This window comes from Rhizobium mongolense USDA 1844 (genome assembly GCF_000419765.1).
Lineage (GTDB): Bacteria > Pseudomonadota > Alphaproteobacteria > Rhizobiales > Rhizobiaceae > Rhizobium > Rhizobium mongolense.
Map to the genome: position 1 here is coordinate 297,690 of NZ_ATTQ01000002.1, position 18,116 is coordinate 315,805.

At 60.1% G+C, this 18,116-nt stretch carries 17 protein-coding genes; 8 read left to right on the forward strand and 9 right to left on the reverse strand.

Annotation, left to right across the window (positions count from 1 at the left end):
* The first annotated feature begins 56 nt into the window (after positions 1-56).
* The 5 genes from mutM to A3C3_RS0104635 all read left to right on the forward strand — a co-directional run bounded on the left by mutM (position 57) and on the right by A3C3_RS0104635 (position 5,833).
* Positions 57-947 carry a bifunctional DNA-formamidopyrimidine glycosylase/DNA-(apurinic or apyrimidinic site) lyase gene (gene mutM, locus A3C3_RS0104615; RefSeq protein WP_022713446.1) on the forward strand — a complete coding sequence of 297 codons (891 nt, stop codon included), beginning with the start codon at positions 57-59 and terminating at the stop codon, positions 945-947.
* A 10-nt stretch (positions 948-957) separates the two neighbouring features.
* A complete protein-coding gene (locus A3C3_RS0104620; protein WP_022713447.1) occupies positions 958-1,731 on the forward strand; it encodes an enoyl-CoA hydratase in 774 nt (257 codons plus the stop codon).
* 193 nt (positions 1,732-1,924) lie between these two features.
* A complete protein-coding gene (gene rpsT / locus A3C3_RS0104625) occupies positions 1,925-2,203 on the forward strand; it encodes a 30S ribosomal protein S20 (RefSeq protein WP_022713448.1) in 279 nt (92 codons plus the stop codon).
* A gap of 870 nt (positions 2,204-3,073) precedes the next feature.
* On the forward strand, positions 3,074-4,627 hold the full coding sequence (dnaA, locus tag A3C3_RS0104630) for a chromosomal replication initiator protein DnaA (protein WP_028739405.1): 1,554 nt from the start codon (positions 3,074-3,076) through the stop codon (positions 4,625-4,627).
* 123 nt (positions 4,628-4,750) lie between these two features.
* Entirely contained in the window at positions 4,751-5,833 is a 1,083-nt protein-coding gene (locus tag A3C3_RS0104635) for a saccharopine dehydrogenase family protein (protein ID WP_022713450.1), read from the forward strand.
* Here the strand turns inward: A3C3_RS0104635 and A3C3_RS0104640 are convergent.
* From A3C3_RS0104640 to gcvA, 4 genes are all read right to left on the reverse strand, one after another.
* Positions 5,830-6,951 carry an ABC transporter substrate-binding protein gene (locus tag A3C3_RS0104640; RefSeq protein ID WP_022713451.1) on the reverse strand — a complete coding sequence of 374 codons (1,122 nt, stop codon included), beginning with the start codon at positions 6,949-6,951 and terminating at the stop codon, positions 5,830-5,832. The genes A3C3_RS0104635 and A3C3_RS0104640 overlap by 4 nt on opposite strands.
* Entirely contained in the window at positions 6,948-7,679 is a 732-nt protein-coding gene (gene fhuF, locus A3C3_RS0104645; protein ID WP_028739406.1) for a siderophore-iron reductase FhuF, read from the reverse strand. The genes A3C3_RS0104640 and fhuF overlap by 4 nt, the downstream gene beginning before the upstream one ends.
* A gap of 28 nt (positions 7,680-7,707) precedes the next feature.
* On the reverse strand, positions 7,708-9,894 hold the full coding sequence (locus A3C3_RS0104650; protein WP_022713453.1) for a TonB-dependent siderophore receptor: 2,187 nt from the start codon (positions 9,892-9,894) through the stop codon (positions 7,708-7,710).
* Between the two features lie 129 nt (positions 9,895-10,023).
* Complete coding sequence (gene gcvA, locus A3C3_RS0104655) at positions 10,024-10,908, reverse strand: transcriptional regulator GcvA (RefSeq protein WP_022713454.1); 885 nt, start codon at positions 10,906-10,908, stop codon at positions 10,024-10,026.
* Positions 10,909-11,119: 211 nt separating this feature from the next.
* On the opposite strand from gcvA, the gene A3C3_RS0104660 reads away from it, so the two are divergent.
* On the forward strand, positions 11,120-12,034 hold the full coding sequence (locus A3C3_RS0104660; RefSeq protein WP_022713455.1) for a DMT family transporter: 915 nt from the start codon (positions 11,120-11,122) through the stop codon (positions 12,032-12,034).
* Positions 12,035-12,037: 3 nt separating this feature from the next.
* Here the strand turns inward: A3C3_RS0104660 and hemW are convergent, their stop codons facing one another.
* The 4 genes from hemW to rph are packed head-to-tail and all read right to left on the reverse strand — an operon-like array spanning position 12,038 to position 15,035.
* Positions 12,038-13,201: a radical SAM family heme chaperone HemW gene (gene hemW, locus A3C3_RS0104665; protein ID WP_210309244.1), complete on the reverse strand. Its 1,164-nt coding sequence runs from the start codon at positions 13,199-13,201 to the stop codon at positions 12,038-12,040.
* A gap of 48 nt (positions 13,202-13,249) precedes the next feature.
* Positions 13,250-13,894, reverse strand: coding sequence for an RdgB/HAM1 family non-canonical purine NTP pyrophosphatase (gene rdgB, locus A3C3_RS0104670; protein WP_022713457.1), 645 nt, complete (start codon positions 13,892-13,894; stop codon positions 13,250-13,252).
* An 8-nt stretch (positions 13,895-13,902) separates the two neighbouring features.
* Entirely contained in the window at positions 13,903-14,319 is a 417-nt protein-coding gene (locus tag A3C3_RS0104675; protein ID WP_022713458.1) for a VOC family protein, read from the reverse strand.
* Positions 14,316-15,035 carry a ribonuclease PH gene (gene rph, locus A3C3_RS0104680; protein ID WP_028739408.1) on the reverse strand — a complete coding sequence of 240 codons (720 nt, stop codon included), beginning with the start codon at positions 15,033-15,035 and terminating at the stop codon, positions 14,316-14,318. Before rph ends, A3C3_RS0104675 begins: the two co-directional genes overlap by 4 nt.
* A 184-nt stretch (positions 15,036-15,219) precedes the next feature.
* Between rph and hrcA the strand changes: the two genes are divergently transcribed.
* Positions 15,220-16,308 carry a heat-inducible transcriptional repressor HrcA gene (hrcA, locus tag A3C3_RS0104685; RefSeq protein ID WP_028739409.1) on the forward strand — a complete coding sequence of 363 codons (1,089 nt, stop codon included), beginning with the start codon at positions 15,220-15,222 and terminating at the stop codon, positions 16,306-16,308.
* A 101-nt stretch (positions 16,309-16,409) separates the two neighbouring features.
* Positions 16,410-17,042: a nucleotide exchange factor GrpE gene (grpE, locus tag A3C3_RS0104690; RefSeq protein WP_022713461.1), complete on the forward strand. Its 633-nt coding sequence runs from the start codon at positions 16,410-16,412 to the stop codon at positions 17,040-17,042.
* A gap of 37 nt (positions 17,043-17,079) precedes the next feature.
* On the opposite strand, the gene A3C3_RS0104695 is transcribed toward grpE, so the two are convergent.
* Positions 17,080-18,024 (reverse strand): nucleoside hydrolase, encoded by a 945-nt coding sequence (locus A3C3_RS0104695; protein ID WP_022713462.1) that lies wholly within the window; start codon positions 18,022-18,024, stop codon positions 17,080-17,082.
* Positions 18,025-18,116: the final 92 nt, after the last annotated feature.

Consider the following 18,116-nt stretch of genomic DNA (forward strand, 5'->3'; position numbering starts at 1 on the left):
GCGCTATAACCCACATCGTCCGCAGTTGAAACACGTTTAAATACAGATGGGTTAAGATGCCGGAATTGCCAGAAGTCGAAACGGTGAAGCGTGGTCTTTCGCCCGCCATGGAGGGCGCGCGCATCGAAAGGCTGGAGCTTCGCCGCGGTGATCTGCGCTTTCCCTTTCCGGCAAATTTCGAAGACCAGGTTTGTGGCCGCACCATTATCGGGCTTGGCCGCCGCGCCAAATATCTGCTGATCGACCTCGACAGCGGCAAGACCATCATCTCCCATCTCGGCATGTCTGGCTCCTTCCGCATCGAGCAGGGGCCAGTCAGCCAAACGCCAGGCGATTTTCGCCACGAGCGGTCGAAGGACGAGAAGCATGACCATGCGATTTTCCATCTGGAAGGCAAGGGTGGTGAGCGCCGCGTCATATATAACGATCCACGCCGCTTCGGATTCATGGATATCGCCGATCGCTCCGAGCTTCAGAACAATCCCTTCCTTTTCGGCCTCGGGCCGGAGCCGACCGGCAACGAACTGAGTGCCGCCTATCTGGCAGAACGCTTTGCGGGAAAGGCACGGCCCCTGAAGGGCGCCCTTCTCGACCAGAAAAACGTTGCTGGTCTCGGCAATATATATGTGTGCGAGGCGCTCTGGCGCGCGCACCTGATGCCGGCACGCGCTGCGGGAACTCTGGTCACCAAAACCGGAAAGCCGAAGGAGCCGCTTGATCTTCTTGTCGCGTCTATCCGCAGCGTCATCGCCGATGCGATCAAGGCCGGTGGCTCGTCACTTCGCGACCATATCCAGACCGACGGCTCGCTCGGCTATTTCCAGCATTCCTTCTCGGTCTATGACCGCGAAAGTCTGCCTTGCCGCACACCCGGTTGCGGCGGTACGGTCCTGCGCATCGTGCAAGCAGGGCGTTCCACCTTTTATTGCCCGGACTGCCAGAAATAGGGAGACAAGCATGGCCTATGAAACGCTGATCGTCGAAACCCGCGACAATGTCGGTCTGATTACGCTGAACCGGCCGCAGGCACTGAATGCGCTGAATTCCACGGTACTCAAGGAATTGCAGCAGGCCTTTGCAGATTTCCACGCCAACGAGGCGATCGGTGCGATCGTTCTGACCGGATCCGAACGCGCTTTCGCAGCCGGCGCCGATATCAAGGAAATGCAGCCCCTGCAGTTTGCCGATATGTATAAGGCCGAATTCATCAGTGGCTGGGACGAGATTGCCAAGGCCCGCAAGCCGGTGATCGCTGCCGTCAGCGGCTTCGCACTCGGGGGCGGCTGCGAACTGGCCATGATGTGCGACTTTATCATAGCGTCGGAAACTGCAAAATTCGGTCAGCCTGAAATCACGCTCGGCGTCATCCCCGGCATGGGCGGCTCGCAGCGCTTGACGCGTGTGGTAGGCAAGTCGAAGGCCATGGACATGGTGCTGACCGGCCGGATGATGGATGCGGCGGAAGCGGAGCGTGCTGGCCTCGTTTCGCGCGTGGTCGCGCCCGAGCGGCTGCTCGACGAAGCGCTGGCGGCGGCCGCCAAGATTGCGTCGCTGTCGCAGCCTTCGGTGCTGATGGCCAAGGAGGCGGTCAATCGCGCTCTGGAAACCACGCTGGAGGAGGGCCTGCGTTTCGAGCGCCGTCTGTTCCACAGCCTTTTCGCAACGGAAGATCAGAAGGAAGGCATGGCGGCCTTCATCGAGAAACGCAAACCGGCCTTTAAACACCGCTGATCTTCATTCCACGGAGAAAGGCGGCGTTTCCTTGAAAATGCGCGTTGACGCGGGCCGGCTTTAGAGTTATATGCCCGCCCACGGTTCGGGAAGCCGATCAGGTTTTCCGTTTATGCTCCCGCATTGCTGAAAGTTGTGGCCGCAGGGCCCGCGGTGATGGCGGAGTTTGTTCGAATTCTTGAGAGAGGCATCCATGGCCAATACAACTTCGGCGAAAAAAGCGACCCGCAAGATCGCCCGCCGTACCGACGTCAACAAGGCTCGTCGCTCGCGCGTTCGCACTTTCGTTCGCCAGGTCGAAGAGGCACTTGCAGCTGGTGATGCTGCCAAGGCAAAGGAAGCCTTCCTCGCAGCGCAGCCGGAACTCGCGCGTGCTGCAAGCAAGGGCGTCGTTCACGCCAACACGGCATCCCGCAAGGTCTCGCGGCTCGCTGCCCGTGTGAAGGCTCTTTCGGCGACTGCGACCGCATAATCTTTCATTAACAAATTGATCGTTATGATTAGCCCGGTAATTAAGCCGGGCTTTTTCGATTCCGACGATCATCTCCGGATTGGTTAATTTGGCGACTGTTTCGTGTCACTGAGGTGACATGAAAAATTGTTTAAAATCAAATAGTTGCGCAAGGATGTTTCCAGCTTGGGCGACTCTTCTGCGTTCCGGCGGGCTTAGTTGTGAGTCAAGCGGATTTTTATTTTTTTTCTTTCAATGCGTGTCCAAAATACCCACTTCGGGAATCTCCTTGATTCTCCAGCGATTCTTTTTTGACATTGGCGTGACGCCCAAAAACGGGCCCCGGAGTCAATGGTCGCTTGTTAATTTTGCGTAAAATTCATCATTGATCTCCGCAACCGATCCTGCCTAAATGACTTCCAGCAAAGGGCGCGGACATCACCTGCAAAGGCTCAGTCTAAACTGCCACACCGGCAGGGCGATGAGTTTGTGTCATTTGTCACGGAGTAGCTATCTCTCCGTTTTTTCAAGCACTTGAGCTATTTGCGCCGGGACCGTGGCTGGTCACGGAACGAAGATGCTTTGTGCGCTCGGCGGCTCCATGTTCAAGGGAGCTGAAGGGGATGGGGACAGTAAAATTTGCGTTCGGGCAGGCTGGTCGGAAAACGAGGTCCGGTAGCCGGCTTGGCGCGGCGAGCATGACGGAGGCCGCATGAAGGCGGTCTCCGCCACGGTTGTCTGCGTCGGTCTCGATTTGCGGGACAGTGTTTGTGTGAACCGGCATGCATGATGGTCCATGAAAGGGCCGCCGGCATGCCAGAACGGGGAAAATTGATCGGGCGGCTGTTTGACGAATGTCCGCCCGGTGAAATGAATTTGGAAGGCGGCATGATGCAAATGAATTCATTGACGACGGGTGCTCTTGAAAATGGGGATAAGGCACCGCAGGCGTTTGGCTCTATTTGCCCGGATGCGGCGGGGGAAAAAGGAGACATGAAGCATGGCATACTTTTCGAGCGTGTTGGTGCGCGTCTGAAGGCCCAGGTTGGTCCGGACGTTTATGCAAGCTGGTTCGCACGTCTGAAGCTGCATTCGGTTTCAAAGAGCGTCGTGCGTCTTTCGGTTCCCACTACATTTCTCAAGTCGTGGATCAACAATCGTTATCTTGATCTCATCACCAGCCTTTTCCGGCAGGAAGATGCTGAAATCCTGAAGGTGGAAATTCTCGTCCGTACAGCAACGCGTCCCGGCATGAAGCCGATGGACGAGGCGGCCTCCCAAGAGCCGGTCTCGCCGGTCACGCCAATGCGTCGCCCCCTTGCTGCTCAGCCTGCTGGTCAGGCGGTTCAACAGGCCGTTTCGGCCGCCGCTGCCGCCCGCCCCGCGACGGTCGGCCAGCCGCTGTTCGGTTCGCCGCTCGACTCGCGCTTCACCTTCGACACCTTTGTTGAAGGCAGCTCGAACCGCGTTGCGCTTGCTGCGGCAAAAACAATTGCGGAAGCAGGGCAGGGCGCTGTGCGCTTCAACCCGCTCTTCATTCATTCGAATGTCGGTCTCGGCAAGTCCCACCTTCTGCAGGCGATCGCCAACGCAGCGGTTCAGAATCCGCGGGCGCTGCGTGTCGTTTATCTGACGGCCGAGTATTTCATGTGGCGTTTTGCAACGGCGATCCGGGACAACGATGCACTGACGCTGAAGGACTCGCTGCGCAATATAGACCTTCTGATCATCGATGACATGCAGTTCCTGCAGGGCAAGATGATCCAGCACGAGTTCTGCCATCTGCTGAACATGCTGCTCGACAGCGCCAAGCAGGTGGTGGTTGCCGCCGACCGTGCGCCTTGGGAGTTGGAATCGCTTGATCCGCGGGTACGTTCCCGTCTGCAGGGCGGTGTAGCGATCGAGCTTGATGCGCCGGACTACGAGATGCGCCTCGAGATCCTGAAGCGCCGCCTGGCTGCGGCCCGTCTGGAAGATCCATCTTTGGAAATCCCGGCCGAACTGCTCTCGCACGTTGCCCGCAGCGTGACGGCAAGCGGCCGCGAACTCGAAGGCGCCTTCAATCAGCTGATCTTCCGGCGCTCTTTCGAGCCGAACCTGTCGATCGAGCGGGTCGACGAACTGCTTGCCCATCTGGTCGGCTCCGGCGAGCCGCGCCGCGTGCGCATCGAAGATATCCAGCGCATCGTCGCACGCCACTACAATGTGTCCCGCCAGGAGCTGGTTTCGAACCGCCGCACGCGCGTCATCGTCAAGCCGAGGCAGATCGCCATGTATCTGTCGAAAACGCTGACGCCGCGCTCCTTCCCGGAAATCGGCCGTCGCTTCGGTGGGCGCGACCATACGACAGTGCTGCATGCGGTACGCAAGATCGAGGAGCTGATTGCAGGAGACACCAAGCTTTCGCACGAGATCGAGCTTTTGAAGCGCCTGATCAACGAATAATCGGCGATCCTCCACCTGAAATTTGCGGCCGGAAGCAATTCCGGCCGTTTTCTTTTATGAGTTTTTTCCATACAGCCTCACGAAGTGAGCGCCGCGGCTTCGACGGCGCATGGGAGGGTAAACATGAGTTTTAAGAGGATTGCCGTTCTCGGACTGGGTAAGGTCGGACGGCTTGCGGCAACGCTTTTGCATGAGGGCGGCTTCGAAGTGACGGGCGTCGATGCGCAATTGCCGCAGGCCGAAGTGCCGTTCACATGCCGCGTCGGCGATGTTTCCAACTCGGCCTTTGTGACCGAGCTGCTAGCCGGTGCGGAAGCAGTGCTCTCCTGCCTGCCATACCATCTCAATATCGAGCTTGCGCGGGCTGCCCACGTGGCAGGCATCCATTATTTCGACCTGACGGAAGACGTTCCGACCACCAATTTGATCATCGAACTCTCGAAGACGTCGCGTGGCCTGATGGCGCCGCAATGCGGCCTGGCGCCGGGCTTCGTCGGCATCGTTGGTGCAAGCCTTGCCGATGGGTTCGACCGCTGCCGCTCGATCCGCATGCGTGTCGGTGCTTTGCCGCAGAACCCGACGGGCTTGTTGGGCTATGCCTTCAACTGGTCGCCGGAAGGCGTCGTCAACGAATATCTGAACGATTGCGAGGTCATCGAAGGCGGTGTGCGCAAGTTCGTCTCGCCGATGGAATGGCATGAAACGATCTATGTCGAGGGCGTCAAGCTTGAAGCCTTCACCACGTCGGGCGGGCTCGGCACGATGTGCGATACGCTGCACGGCAAGGTCGACAATCTCGACTACAAGACGATGCGCTATCCGGGCCATATGGACCTGATGAATTTCTTCTTCCATGAGCTGCTGCTGCGGGAGCAGCGACAGCTGGCCGGCGAAATCCTGACCAATGCCAAGCCGCCCGTCGACGACGACGTGGTCTATGTCCATGTGGCGGCCGAAGGCACGCAAGCAGGAAGCCTCCGCCGCAAGGAGTTCGTGCGCGCTTATCATCCGATCGAGATTGCCGGCGCGCGCCGCACGGCGATCGCCTGGACGACCTCGGCATCCGTCGTCGCCGTCATCGAAATGGTCCGCGACGGCCTGCTGCCGGCAACGGGCTTCCTGCATCAGGAGCACATCCCGCTCGATGTGTTCCTGCAGACGCCAACCGGGAGCCTGTTCAAGGCGAGCGCCTCAAGTCGCCATTAGGCCCTGAGGCTCGTCCAATAGGCGCCTTCGAAGGGCACCGCGGCAAAACGCTCGTTGATCTCGGCAAGACTGCTTGCCGGATCGACGTCGTCGAAAAGTTCGGGCCTGACCCAGGTCGCCACCGCTTCGGCTGCCAGAATGTTCAGCGGCACGGCATTGAAGAAATTCCACATACCGTGCGCTTTGCCTTCGCGAATCGCCTTCAGCGGTGCAAGATTTGGCATCTTCACCGTTTCACCGAGCGAGCGCTGGGCTTCTGATGGATCGACGCCGGGACCGATGGAAAAGGCCGTATAGGTGCCGCCGGGCGATCCGGTCGCAATGTAGACATCTGGATCGGCTGCGAGGATATATTCCGCAGTCACCGGTCCGCCCTGGGGTGGAAGGTTCTTGTCGGCGGCGTTGCGGCCGCCTGAAAGCGTTATCAGTTCACCAAGCCCGGTGCGGCCGATTGCCCAGCTTCCGCGGACATCGCTTGGAAAGGCATCCATCAGTACGAGAGGGCCACTGTCCATCGCCGCCTTGGCTTTGATGCGATCAAGCCGCGTCTCGAAGAACCTCGCAAAATCTTCGGCTTGCTCATTCCGCTCGAAAATCCGGCCGAGAAGGCGCATGTCGCGCGGCGTGGCCTTCAGCGGGTCGCGATTGAAATCGACAACAACGACCGGCACGCCGACGGTGTCGAGATACTGTATCGCGCGCTGGCCGAGTTCGCTGTCGGCCTGCCACATGGCCATGATCGCAAGGTCGGCATTGAGCGAGAGCGCCGCCTCGAAGGACAGCCCATCCGCCCGGCCGTTGCCGACGAAAGGCACGTTCTCGATTGCAGGAAATTTCTTTCGGAAGGCCTCATAGATAAAGGGATTGTCCCCCTTCATGTCGTTTGCCCAGCCGGCGAGCAGGCTGACGGGATCGGGATGGATCAGCGACAGCGCGACAAGGTTGAATCCTGTCCCAAGGACTACGGCTTCCGGCTTTTTCCTGATCGTCACCTTGCGGCCGATCGCATCCGTGATGGTGAGCGGCCACGCAGATTGCGCTTTTGCAACATACGGAGCACAAAGAACGACGGAAGCCACGGCGAGCAGATTTCGCCGTGTCATGAGAAGCTCGGTCATTGCGGGTTCCTCTGGCTTGGCAATGCGCAGAGCTTGCCGCAGCTTGGAATTCCGGGAAGCATATATCGAAGGCAGCAGACCTTGCGCCGTGCGACCTGCTCACCCTCTTCATCCAGATAGCTGACGCAGCCGCAAAACGGGTTTACGCCGCCATCCGGCAAGTAGCCGCGCACAAAGAGCTGAAGGTCGGGGCCGCCTGATGGCTCTCCTCCAGTCAGCCGCAATGCATAGTCGACATAGACGGCAGCGTTGTTCCAGCACAGCTTCGCCGAGATGCCGCAGGTCTTCAGCCGCATGACGGCCTCGCCAAGGTGGGTTTCAAGCAGGGGACCTACGGCCGTGAAACTCTCGGTCTCGACCTCTGTTTCGATCGTGCCGGCATGCGGAACGCCGAAGGCGCGCGGCAGGCCGTTATCCTCCAATGCGATCGTCATCTCTTCGAATCCGACCGGAAGCGCCTGGCCGCCCAGGCGCCGGGCAAGCAAGTAGGGGATTGAAAGCCCGGAAAAATAATAGAGCGACCACATCGAAACGACGGCGCGCCGGTCGCTGCCGCCGGATATTTCCGCATAGCGATCAATCGCGCGCTGAAAGCCTCCGTCCCGGAAAAAAGCAGGCAATGGCACGCCGCCGGTAAGTTCCTTGCTCATCATCATCTTGTCCCGGCACCAGGCATGCTCGCCGGAAAAGGCGGGCGATAGGCCAAGCGGACCGTCCTCCGTTGTCATGTTTCGATGCGACGTGCTTGCCATCGGCCTACCAAGCGTAGCGCAGGGTGCCGATCACCGAGCGGCCCTGGTCGCGGTAGCAGAAGCCTGCCGAGCAGACGGGTTCGCGGCGGTCGAATAAATTGGCGGCGTTCACCTGCAGGCTTAGACCGTCGTACTTCTTGTCGAGTGCAGCAAAGTCGTAGCTGACTGCTGCATCGAAAAGCACGCGGGCGCTGTTTTCCCTCGTGTTTTCGTCATTGCCGTAGCTCTTGCCGATGTAGCGGGCGCCGAAGCCGAAGCCCATTCCATAAACTGGGCTGCTTTCCTGGAATTTGTAGTTGGCCCAGAGCGATGCCATATGCTTCGGCACGGAGGAAACATAGTTGCCGACAGTGCCCGTCGGGCCTTCGAGGATCTTGGCGTCCGTATAGGTATAGGACGCGACCAGCGACAGGCCGTTGTCGAGGCTTGTGTTCGCCTCGATCTCGAGGCCACGGGAACGAATCTTGCCACGCTGGACCTGAATGTTTTCTGGGCCGCTCGGCAGGTTCACAACCTCGTAATAAAGACTGTTTTTCTGATCGATATTGAATAGGGCGGCAGAAAGCATCGTATTGCTTTCCGCCAATAGGTATTTGACGCCAATCTCTTCCTGTTCACTCTCGGTCGGTTTGAAGGGGGCGTTGGTCTCCCTGTTGATACCGGCATTCGGTGCAAAGGCGGTCGAGTAGCTGATATAGGGCACGAGGCCGAAGTCGGTCTCGTAGCTCAGACCGATCCGGCCGGAAAATTCCTTGTCCTTCTGAGAGATGGTGTCCACGGTGTCTGCAACGAGATCGGTATTTTCCGTATCGGTCCAAACCCAGTCGTAGCGCCCGCCGAGCGTCAGCAGCCAGGCGTCATAGCGCATCTGGTCCTGCAGGTAGGTGCCGGCCTGCCACTGGTCCTGGACGGTGCGGGTCTGGAAGTCGATGTGCGGGACTGAAGCGCCTGCGTTCGGATTGTTGGTATCAAGCGGCGGCGAGACGCCGCGGCCGTCGAGCGAACGCCAACGAAGCCGGGTCAAGTCGAGCCCGGCAAGCAGCGTATGGTCGACATCGCCCGTATCGAATTTCGCCTCGAGCTGGTTGTCGATAACAAAGGCCGTCAGGCGTTCGTCAAACGTGCCGGCGCTGCGATCCAAAAGGGTTGGATCGACCGCATTTGGTGCGTAGGCAAAGGCCCAATCGGTGTCGATGTTCAATGTCGAAAAGCGAGCATTCTGGCGAAAGACGAAGGTGTCGTTGAGCCTGTGTTCGAACTCATAGCCGATGCGGCCCTGGTTCTGAACAGAATCGTTGAATGCAGGGTTACCCGCGAAATAATCCGTTACTTCGCCGGTGACCGGGTCGTTGTAGTAAGCGGCCGTGCCACCCGTCTTCGTGCGCGAATATTCGCCGAGGATGGTAAGCTTCGTGTCCTCGTCCGGCTTCCATGTGAAAGCCGGCGCGATATAGACGCGGTCGTCCGGAACGCTGATCTGCTCGGTATTGGCGTCACGATAGAGGCCAGTGAGGCGATAATAGAAGGGATCGTGGTCGTTGACAGGGCCGGAGAAATCAAATTGGCCCTGGTAGCGCTGCTCCGTGCCGTATTGCAACTGGAGTTCATGATAGGGGTCTTCCGTCGGGCGCTTGGTGATCAGGTTGTAGAGACCGCCGGCGCCGGAGGCGCCATAGAGGGCCGACGAGGGGCCGCGCAGGATCGAAACACCTTCAAGGCCGTAGGGTTCGGTCTTGAAGAGCGAAGAGCCGGCGCCGGGCTGGCGCAGGTTGTCGCGAAAAACACCTGTATAGGTGACGTCGAAGCCGCGCACCGCGAAGCTGTCGAAGCGTGGATCGAAACCATAGGCACCCACGCGCGTGCCAGGCGTGTAGGCGAGCGTGTCGAGCAGCGTTTGGGGATTGCGGTCCTTGAGTTGCTGTTCCGTCACGGACGAGATCGACTGCGGCGTTTCGATGAAAGGCGTGTCTGTCTTTGCGCCTGTCGCGCTGCTCTTGCCGACATAGCCGTCCGCCTGGATGACACCGCCGCTGCCGCCCCTGACGACGATCTCCTGCAGCACTGTCGCGCCATCATCCGGTTTGTTTTCGGCGGCCGTGTCCTGCGCAGCGGCGGGAAGGAGAAGATGGGCCATGGCGGCGCCCGTCAATGCGGATGCCCGCAGCGATCTGGCAAAAACGTGTATTTTCATCAGCTTACAACTCTTGGCGGTTTACTTCATAATTCATGAGTGTAATAGTCAACAAGAAGCCGGATGAAAACCCTTTTTATGAGTCAATCTCTCAACTTTCTTGGGATAGCGAAGCGACCGGGAGGATCGTCAGCTCTTCGCTTCCGAAAGCAGCCAACGTCGGAAGGCCGCGACGGCCGGGCGTTCGAGTGCAGCGCCCGGATAGACGAGATGAAAGGCGAGGCGGCTCGCAACGCCAAGCGGGATGGGGGCGACCACGGAGCCTTCGGCGAGTTCCTTCTCCAGAAATGACCGCCGCATCAGTGCAAAACCGAGGCCAGCCTTCATAGCTTCGTAGGCGCCATTGCCATGCATGAAGATTGGGCCGCGCGAGGCGTCCACCTTCGTCGCCCCTGCTGCCTCCAGCCAGAGCTTCCAGTCGTGCCGGTAAACATCATGGATCAACTGGAAGCCGGCGAGCGTGTCTGGCGAGGGGTGGTCTCCAAGCTGGGCCGCCAGCCGTGGAATGCAGACCGGCACCAGCTCATCATCCACTAGCCGCTCGCTGACAAGGCCGTCATAGCCGCCGAGCCCGTGCCGGATGGCTAGATCGATGCCGTCGCGTCGAAAGTCGAGCACACGATGCGAGGCACTGATGCGCACGTCGATCTCCGGATGGATCTCCTCGAAACGCCCGAGCCGCGGAACCAGCCAATAGGTCGCAAAGCCTGCCGTGCAGGTGACGTTCAGCACAGAGCCGCGTGCCCGCGCCGCAATCGCAGCAGTCGCCTCTCTCATCAGCCGGAAGGCGGTCTGCAGGGTGGCGAAGTAATCCGCGCCCTCGACTGTGAGGGCGAGCGCCCGCGTTTTCCGCTCAAAAAGCCGTACGCCGAGTGCGGCTTCCAGATCGCGGATCTGCAGGCTGACGGCGCCCGGCGTCACATGCAGCTCCTTGGCGGCCAGCGTCATGCTGAGATGCCGCGCCGCAGCTTCGAAAGCCCGTAGGGCCGAAAGGGAGGGCAGAAATTCGCTCATGTTTTAGTTCAGCTAAAGCATACGCCGAAAAAGACTCGTTTGCCGAAGTGGGATTACAGAAATAATATCAGAATGAAAGCGATCACTAAACAGAATCGTGAAGCGACATTCATCGAGCAAAAATCGTAGTCGGCAGTAACTGGTGCGCAAGAAACGGGTGGCGAAGTCATCCGCCGTATCGTAAGCCCGCGAACAATGAAGGGAGAAAGACATGCAGAAACAAATGGGCCTGGCCGAATGGAGTATGCTTTTGGTCCTGTCCCTCCTTTGGGGCGGCTCCTTCCTCTTCAACGGCATTCTCGTCAAGGCACTGCCGCCGTTTACGATCGTCACGGGCCGCGTGCTGCTGGCGGCGCTCGCGCTCAATATCATCGTGCGGCTCATGGGTCATAAGATGCCGCGCGACGGCAAGAGCTGGGTCGCCTTCTTCGGCATGGGTGTGCTGAACAATATGATCCCTTTCTGCCTCATCGTCTGGGGACAGACTCACATTGCAAGCGGCCTTGCCTCGATCCTGAATGCCACGACGCCGCTCTTTACCGTCGTTGTTGCCCATATCCTGACCACCGACGAGAAGATGAGCGGTCATCGCCTGATCGGCGTGCTCATCGGCTTTGCTGGCGTGGCTTATATGATCGGCTTCGATGTGCTTCACGATCTCGGCTCGAATGTGCTGGCGCAGCTCGCGGTCCTTGGTGCTGCGATCTCCTATTCCTTCGCCGGCATCTGGGGCCGCCGCTTCCGGGCGATGAGCATGCCGCCGCTGCTGCCGGCCGCAGGCCAGGTCACGGCCTCCACCATCCTGATGCTGCCGGTCGCGCTGATTGCCGACCGTCCATGGGCGTTGCCCGCTCCTGGTATCGAAACCTGGCTGGCGCTGCTCGGCCTCGCACTGCTTTCGACCGCCATCGCCTATGTGCTTTTCTTCCGGGTTCTCGCAACGGCGGGTGCGACGAACCTGGCGCTGGTGACCTTCCTCATTCCTGTCAGCGCCATTCTGTTGGGTACGATCATCCTGGGCGAGCAGCTGCAGGCAAAACATCTGATCGGCATGGCGACGATCGCGGTCGGCCTTGCGGCGATCGACGGGCGGTTGATGTCGCTTGGCAAAAGGCGGGCAGCCTGAGGCTCAGCAGGCGAGATCGGCGACCACCGAATCGAGGATCAGCATGCCCGACGGCGTGCAGCGAAGGCGCGAATTGCCGATCCGCTCGATGAAGCCGTGCTCCAGCAGGAATTCTTCGCGCTTCGGATCCGGATCCCGGCCGGAAAGCTGCTGCCAGCGGGCAAGATCGACGCCTTCTGTCAGCCGCAGCCCCATGAGCAGCAATTCGTCCGCCTGCTCGTCATAGCCGAGCCGTTCCTGCTCCAGAATGCCATGCCCGTCGCGCTCGACAAGCTCGAGCCAGGTCTCGGGCTTGCGCTCGGTCGCCGTTGCGATCTTCTCAGGCCCGCGCGTCAGGCGGCCATGTGCGCCGGGGCCGATCCCGGCATAGTCGCCGTAGCGCCAGTAGGTGAGGTTATGGCGGCTCTCGGCGCCGGGCCGCGCATGGTTGGAAACCTCATAGGCCGGCATGCCCTCGCGCGCCATGATCTCCTGAGTCGCCTCGTAGAGGATCGCCGATTGGTCCCCATCCGGCACGATCAGTTTGCCGGCCTTGTGCAGGCCGTAGAAAGGCGTGCCCTCCTCGATCGTCAGCTGGTAGAGCGAGAGGTGATCGACCGCGTATGAGATCGCTTCCTTCAACTCCTTTTCCCATTCTTCGACGGTCTGGTCGGGACGGGCATAGATCAGGTCGAAAGACATGCGCGGGAAGATGTCGCGCGCCAGCTTGATGGCCTTCAATGCATCGGTGACGTCATGCAGGCGGCCGAGGAATTTCAGATCCCGGTCGTTCAGTGCCTGAACGCCGAGCGACACGCGATTGACACCTGCGGCGCGATAGCCGCGGAAGCGCTCGGCCTCCACGCTCGAAGGATTGGCCTCCATCGTGATCTCGATGCCGTTCGGCACATGCCAGTGCTTGGAGATACCGTCGAGAATGGCCGAAACCGTTGCTGGGTGCATGAGCGACGGCGTGCCGCCGCCAAGGAAGATGCTCGTCACCGTCTTCGGTCCACTCATCCGGCGAACGGCAGCCATCTCCTTCAGGAACGCGGCGGTGAACCGCTCCTGGTCGACCGGCTGATGACGGACATGGCTGTTGAAGTCGCAATAGGGGCACTTCGCCGCGCAGAAGGGCCAATGCACATAGACGCCGAAACCGGGCTCGCCGGTATCGGGCAGAAGCATCGCATCGCGCGTCAAGCTTGGCGTATCGAGAATCTCCACGAACCGACCTTACGCTTCCAGGCAGGTTTCGACAAAGCGTTTGAACGCGCGCGCCCGATGCGACAGGGCCTGCGGCTTGCCAATGTTCCAGCCGTGCTTTTCCTCGGCACTCATCTCGCCGAAGGTGATGTCGTAACCCTCCGGTTGGAAGACCGGATCGTAACCGAAACCCTGGGTGCCGCGCGGCGGCCAGACGACCCTACCTTCCACCTCGCCGCGGAAAAGCTCCGTATGCCCGTCTGGCCAGGCGAGGCAGAGCACGCTGACGAAGCGCGCGCGCCGTTGCTCCGGCTTGCTGGCTCCGGCTTTCTCCAGCGCCTGCTGCACCTTTTCCATCCCCATCGCAAAGTCGCGCGTGCCGTCTGCAGTCTCGGCCCAGTTGGCCGTATAGACGCCCGGATCGCCACCCAGCGCATCGATCACCAGTCCAGAATCGTCGGAAAGCGCCGGCATTCCTGCTGCTTTGGCAGAGGCGAGGGCCTTGATCGTCGCGTTTTCCTCGAAGGTTGTGCCAGTTTCGTCAGGCTCGATGAAGTTGAGGTCCGCTGCCGATTTGGCGGTAAAGCCGAGCGGTCCAATCAGATCCTGGATCTCGCGGATCTTGCCGGCGTTGTGGCTGGCGACGACGATCGTCTTGGTTTCAAGGGTACGCATGGTCGGTCCTATTCAATGCCCCAGATTCTGGCTTCGGCGCATTCGAGGCTGTTTCCCGCGGGATCGCGGAAATAGATCGAGCGGCCGCCGTTCGGCCAGTGGACTTCGGATTCGATTTCGATGCCCGCGGCTTTGAGCTTCACCGCCATGGCATCGATGTTCTTACCAGACACCCGGAAACATGCGTGGCCCTGACCTTTCGTGCCGTGGGGCGGCACCTGCAGGGCGTCGGCCGCTGGCGGTTTCATCGTTTCATCGGGGTTGAAGATCAACAGCACGCCTTGCCCGCAGCGGAAGAATACATGCCGGTTTGCGGCGCGCGTGATCTTGGCAAGGCCGAGCACGCCTTCGTAGAAAGCCTCGGCCTTGTCGAGATCCTTCGCATAAAGCGCGGTCTCCAGCATGCCTTCCAGCAGGGCAGTCATCCGGCGATGGCCTGTTTCTGCATGTCGACGAGCTCCACGATGCCGGTTTTCGCCAGTGTCATCAGCGCGGCAAATTCCCCGTCCGTGAACGGCGTGCCTTCGGCGGTCCCCTGAATTTCAACGATGCCGCCCGCGCCCGTCATGACGAAATTCGCATCGGTTTCGGCGGAGGAATCTTCAAGATAATCGAGGTCGATCACCGGCTGGCTGGCGAAGATGCCGCAGGAAATCGCAGCGACATGATCCTTGAGCACGCGCTCGACCTTGATCATGTTGCGGGTTTCCATCCACTTCAGGCAGTCGTAGAGCGCAATCCAGGCGCCCGTTATGGAGGCCGTGCGCGTACCGCCGTCAGCCTGAATGACGTCGCAGTCGAGCGTGATCTGGCGCTCGCCGAGTTCCTTGAGATCGACGACGGCCCGAAGAGAGCGGCCGATCAGGCGCTGGATTTCCTGTGTGCGCCCGCCCTGCTTGCCGGCTGCGGCCTCGCGTTTCATGCGCTCGCCGGTTGCCCGCGGCAGCATGCCGTATTCGGCCGTGACCCAGCCCTTTCCAGTGTTGCGCAGCCACGGTGGCGTCTTGTCTTCCAGGCTTGCGGTACAGAGCACATGCGTATCGCCGAATTTGACGAGGCAGGAACCTTCCGCATGCTTTGAAAAATTGCGCTCGAAAGTGACTTTGCGCATCTGGTCGGTTTTTCTGCCTGAGGGCCGCATTGTGATCTCCTGAAGCACGATGCCGAAAACCGTGAAGCGGTTCTCGCAAAACATCATGCATGCTTGAATGGTGTCGACCGCTTCTACGATTGGCCGCAGCCATTTGCAAATTCCCTTTTGCTACGAGGGCGAGAACGGCTATATTTTACGGATCGTCATCAGCAGCGCAGGTCGAAGGAAGTTCATGGGGTTCAGGTCGACGTCGGTTTCGGATGCCGTTGCTGCGCTGGATGAACGCTCCAAGGAAATTTTCCGCCGCATCGTTGAAGGCTATCTGGAAAGTGGCGAGCCGCTCGGCTCGCGCAATCTCTCCCGCATTCTGCCCATGTCGCTGTCGCCCGCGTCGGTGCGCAACGTGATGAGCGACCTGGAAGAGCTGGGCCTGATCTACTCGCCGCATGTCAGCGCCGGACGCCTGCCGACGCAGGGCGGCCTTCGCTTCTTCGTCGATGCCTTCATGCAGGTCGGCGACCTTTCCGCCGAGGACCGTGCGAATATCGACCGCCAGGTTCGCCCCGAAAGCCGCGACAATCCGGTTGAATCGATGATGAACGAGGCAAGCCGGATGCTGTCCGGCATTTCGCGCGGCGCAGGGCTCGTCATCACCTCAAAGAGCGATCCGGTTCTCAAGCATGTCGAATTCATCCGCCTGGAGCCCACCAAGGCGTTGGCAGTGCTGGTCGGCGATCACGATCAGGTCGAAAACCGCATTATCGAATTGCCGGCAGGCGTTACGTCGTCGCAGCTGACGGAGGCCGCGAACTTCCTCAATGCCCATATGTCCGGCCAGACATTGCCGGAATTGCGCAAGCAGCTCAGTCGCTTAAAGGAGAACGTCCGCCACGAGCTCGACGCATTGTCCCGGGATCTCGTCGAGCGCGGTATCGCGGTGTGGTCTGGCGATGCGGATGAAGGCAAGCCGCCGCAGCTTATTATTCGGGGACGATCCAATCTGCTCGAGGGCCTGGCGGGCGCGGAGGACCTCGATCGTCTGCGCATGCTCTTCGACGATCTCGAAAAGAAGGACAGCCTGATCGAGCTCTTGAACCTTGCCGAAACCGGTCCGGGCGTGCGCATCTTCATCGGCTCTGAGAACAAGCTCTTTTCGCTTTCCGGCTCCTCGCTGATTGTTGCGCCCTATCGCGACGATGACGACCGCATTGTCGGCGCCGTCGGCGTCATCGGGCCGACGCGGCTCAATTATTCACGCATCGTGCCGATGGTGGATTACACCGCCCAGCTGATTTCCCGGCTTGCGCGCGGCACGCTGTAAAAAACCCGGAATGTTTTCTTCTTTGTCACGCAGACTTGATTTTTTGCGGTCAAAGCTCGATATCGGGCCCATCCCAAGAGAACCCACTACCGGAGACCGTCATGACTGACGAAACGACGAAAAACGGATCTGACGCTGCCGCGGCTGAAGCCGCAGACGACGTTGCCGCAAACGTCGAGAACGAAACCACCGTGGAAGCGCCGCGCCAGCCGGATCCGCTTGAAGTGCTCAAGGCTGAAAATGCCGAGCTGCGCGACCGCTACCTGCGCCTTGCCGCCGAAATGGACAATCTGCGCCGCCGCACGGAGCGCGACGTGAAGGATGCGAAATCCTACTCAGTCGCGGGCTTTGCGCGCGATATGCTTGCCGTTTCGGACAATCTGCGCCGCGCGCTCGATGCCATCCCGGCCGAGGCGAAGGAAGCGGGCGAGACGGGCCTCAACACTTTGATCGAAGGTGTGGAGATGACGGAGCGCTCCATGCTCTCAGCGCTAGAGCGCCACGGCGTCCGCAAGTTGGATCCGATCGGCCAGAAGTTCGATCCGAACTTCCACCAGGCGATGTTCGAGGTTCCCAATGCCGAAGTGGCGAATAACACGGTCGTCCAGGTCGTTCAGGCAGGCTTCACGATCGGCGAGCGTGTTCTTCGTCCTGCAATGGTCGGCGTGGCCAAAGGCGGCCCGAAGGCAGCGGATGCAGACCTCAACACGGCGTTCACCGAAAAGGACGCCTGATCTTCTTGTCAGGCGCCTTTCATAATCAGTCTGAAAATCAGATGCGGGCGAAGCGCTCGATCAGCAGATCGAAGAAGCCGTCCGCATCCACATAGCGCATCACCTTGGCATTGCGCTTGCGGTCGGTCACATGCCACCAGTCGACCACCGTCATGCCCACGGTCAGCTCCGACTTCACCTCGATCTCGACATTGCAGTCACGGCCCTTGAAGAGCTCAGGCTTCAGTAGGAAGGCGACGACCGCCGGATCGTGCAGAGGCCCACCGTCCGAGCCATACTTCTCGACATCGAAGCGCTCGAAGAATTCCAGCATTTCGACCATTGCTTTGGCCGGTGCCGTGCCGAGATCGGCCATGCGCTTCACGCGATCCTTCCGTGTCAGCAACTGATGTGTCACGTCGAGCGGCATCATCACGATCGCTATGCCGGAACGAAAGACGATGTCGGCTGCTTCCGGATCGACATAAATGTTGAATTCGGCGGCGGGCGTTATGTTGCCGCCCTCGAAGAAGCCGCCTCCCATCATCACCAGTTCACGGATGCGCGGAATGATGTCTGGCGCCTTTTGAAAGGCCATGCCGATATTGGTGAGCGGTCCCAGCGTACAGAGCGTCACCGTGCCTTCCGGCTCACGGCGAAGCGTCTCGATGATGAAGTCGACCGCGTGCTGTGCCTGCACAGGCATGGTCGGCTCATCGAGCTCCGGTCCATCGAGGCCGGTCTTTCCGTGCACGTGCTCGGCGGTGACCAGCTTGCGCGCGATTGGCGCGTCGGCGCCTGCGAAAACCTTCGTGCCGGTCCGTCCGCAGAGCTCGCAGACGATGCGCGCGTTGCGGCTCGTGTAGGAGAGCGGCACATTGCCTGCGACGGTCGTGATGCCGAGCACCTCCAGCTCTTCGGGACTGCCGAAGGCAAGCATGATGGCCGCTGCATCGTCCTGGCCGGGGTCGGTGTCGATGATGATCTTTCTGGGGTTCGCCATTGCGTTGCTCCGTCTCAAGGTGCACGTGGTCGTGGCAGGCACCATTCGTTTATTTTTCCGTCGCAGATCGGCGCAGCCGCTGCGTCGACGAT

Excerpts from the sequence above, each read along its gene's own strand:
- mutM (WP_022713446.1), top strand. The coding sequence starts at position 57 with ATGCCGGAATTGCCAGAAGTCGAAACGGTGAAGCGTGGTCTTTCGCCC.
- A3C3_RS0104620 (WP_022713447.1), top strand. The coding sequence starts at position 958 with ATGGCCTATGAAACGCTGATCGTCGAAACCCGCGACAATGTCGGTCTG.
- rpsT (WP_022713448.1), top strand. The coding sequence starts at position 1,925 with ATGGCCAATACAACTTCGGCGAAAAAAGCGACCCGCAAGATCGCCCGC.
- dnaA (WP_028739405.1), top strand. The coding sequence starts at position 3,074 with ATGCAAATGAATTCATTGACGACGGGTGCTCTTGAAAATGGGGATAAG.
- A3C3_RS0104635 (WP_022713450.1), top strand. The coding sequence starts at position 4,751 with ATGAGTTTTAAGAGGATTGCCGTTCTCGGACTGGGTAAGGTCGGACGG.
- A3C3_RS0104640 (WP_022713451.1), bottom strand. The coding sequence starts at position 6,951 with ATGACCGAGCTTCTCATGACACGGCGAAATCTGCTCGCCGTGGCTTCC.
- fhuF (WP_028739406.1), bottom strand. The coding sequence starts at position 7,679 with ATGACAACGGAGGACGGTCCGCTTGGCCTATCGCCCGCCTTTTCCGGC.
- A3C3_RS0104650 (WP_022713453.1), bottom strand. The coding sequence starts at position 9,894 with ATGAAAATACACGTTTTTGCCAGATCGCTGCGGGCATCCGCATTGACG.
- gcvA (WP_022713454.1), bottom strand. The coding sequence starts at position 10,908 with ATGAGCGAATTTCTGCCCTCCCTTTCGGCCCTACGGGCTTTCGAAGCT.
- A3C3_RS0104660 (WP_022713455.1), top strand. The coding sequence starts at position 11,120 with ATGCAGAAACAAATGGGCCTGGCCGAATGGAGTATGCTTTTGGTCCTG.
- hemW (WP_210309244.1), bottom strand. The coding sequence starts at position 13,201 with ATGCTTCTGCCCGATACCGGCGAGCCCGGTTTCGGCGTCTATGTGCAT.
- rdgB (WP_022713457.1), bottom strand. The coding sequence starts at position 13,894 with ATGCGTACCCTTGAAACCAAGACGATCGTCGTCGCCAGCCACAACGCC.
- A3C3_RS0104675 (WP_022713458.1), bottom strand. The coding sequence starts at position 14,319 with ATGACTGCCCTGCTGGAAGGCATGCTGGAGACCGCGCTTTATGCGAAG.
- rph (WP_028739408.1), bottom strand. The coding sequence starts at position 15,035 with ATGCGGCCCTCAGGCAGAAAAACCGACCAGATGCGCAAAGTCACTTTC.
- hrcA (WP_028739409.1), top strand. The coding sequence starts at position 15,220 with ATGGGGTTCAGGTCGACGTCGGTTTCGGATGCCGTTGCTGCGCTGGAT.
- grpE (WP_022713461.1), top strand. The coding sequence starts at position 16,410 with ATGACTGACGAAACGACGAAAAACGGATCTGACGCTGCCGCGGCTGAA.
- A3C3_RS0104695 (WP_022713462.1), bottom strand. The coding sequence starts at position 18,024 with ATGGCGAACCCCAGAAAGATCATCATCGACACCGACCCCGGCCAGGAC.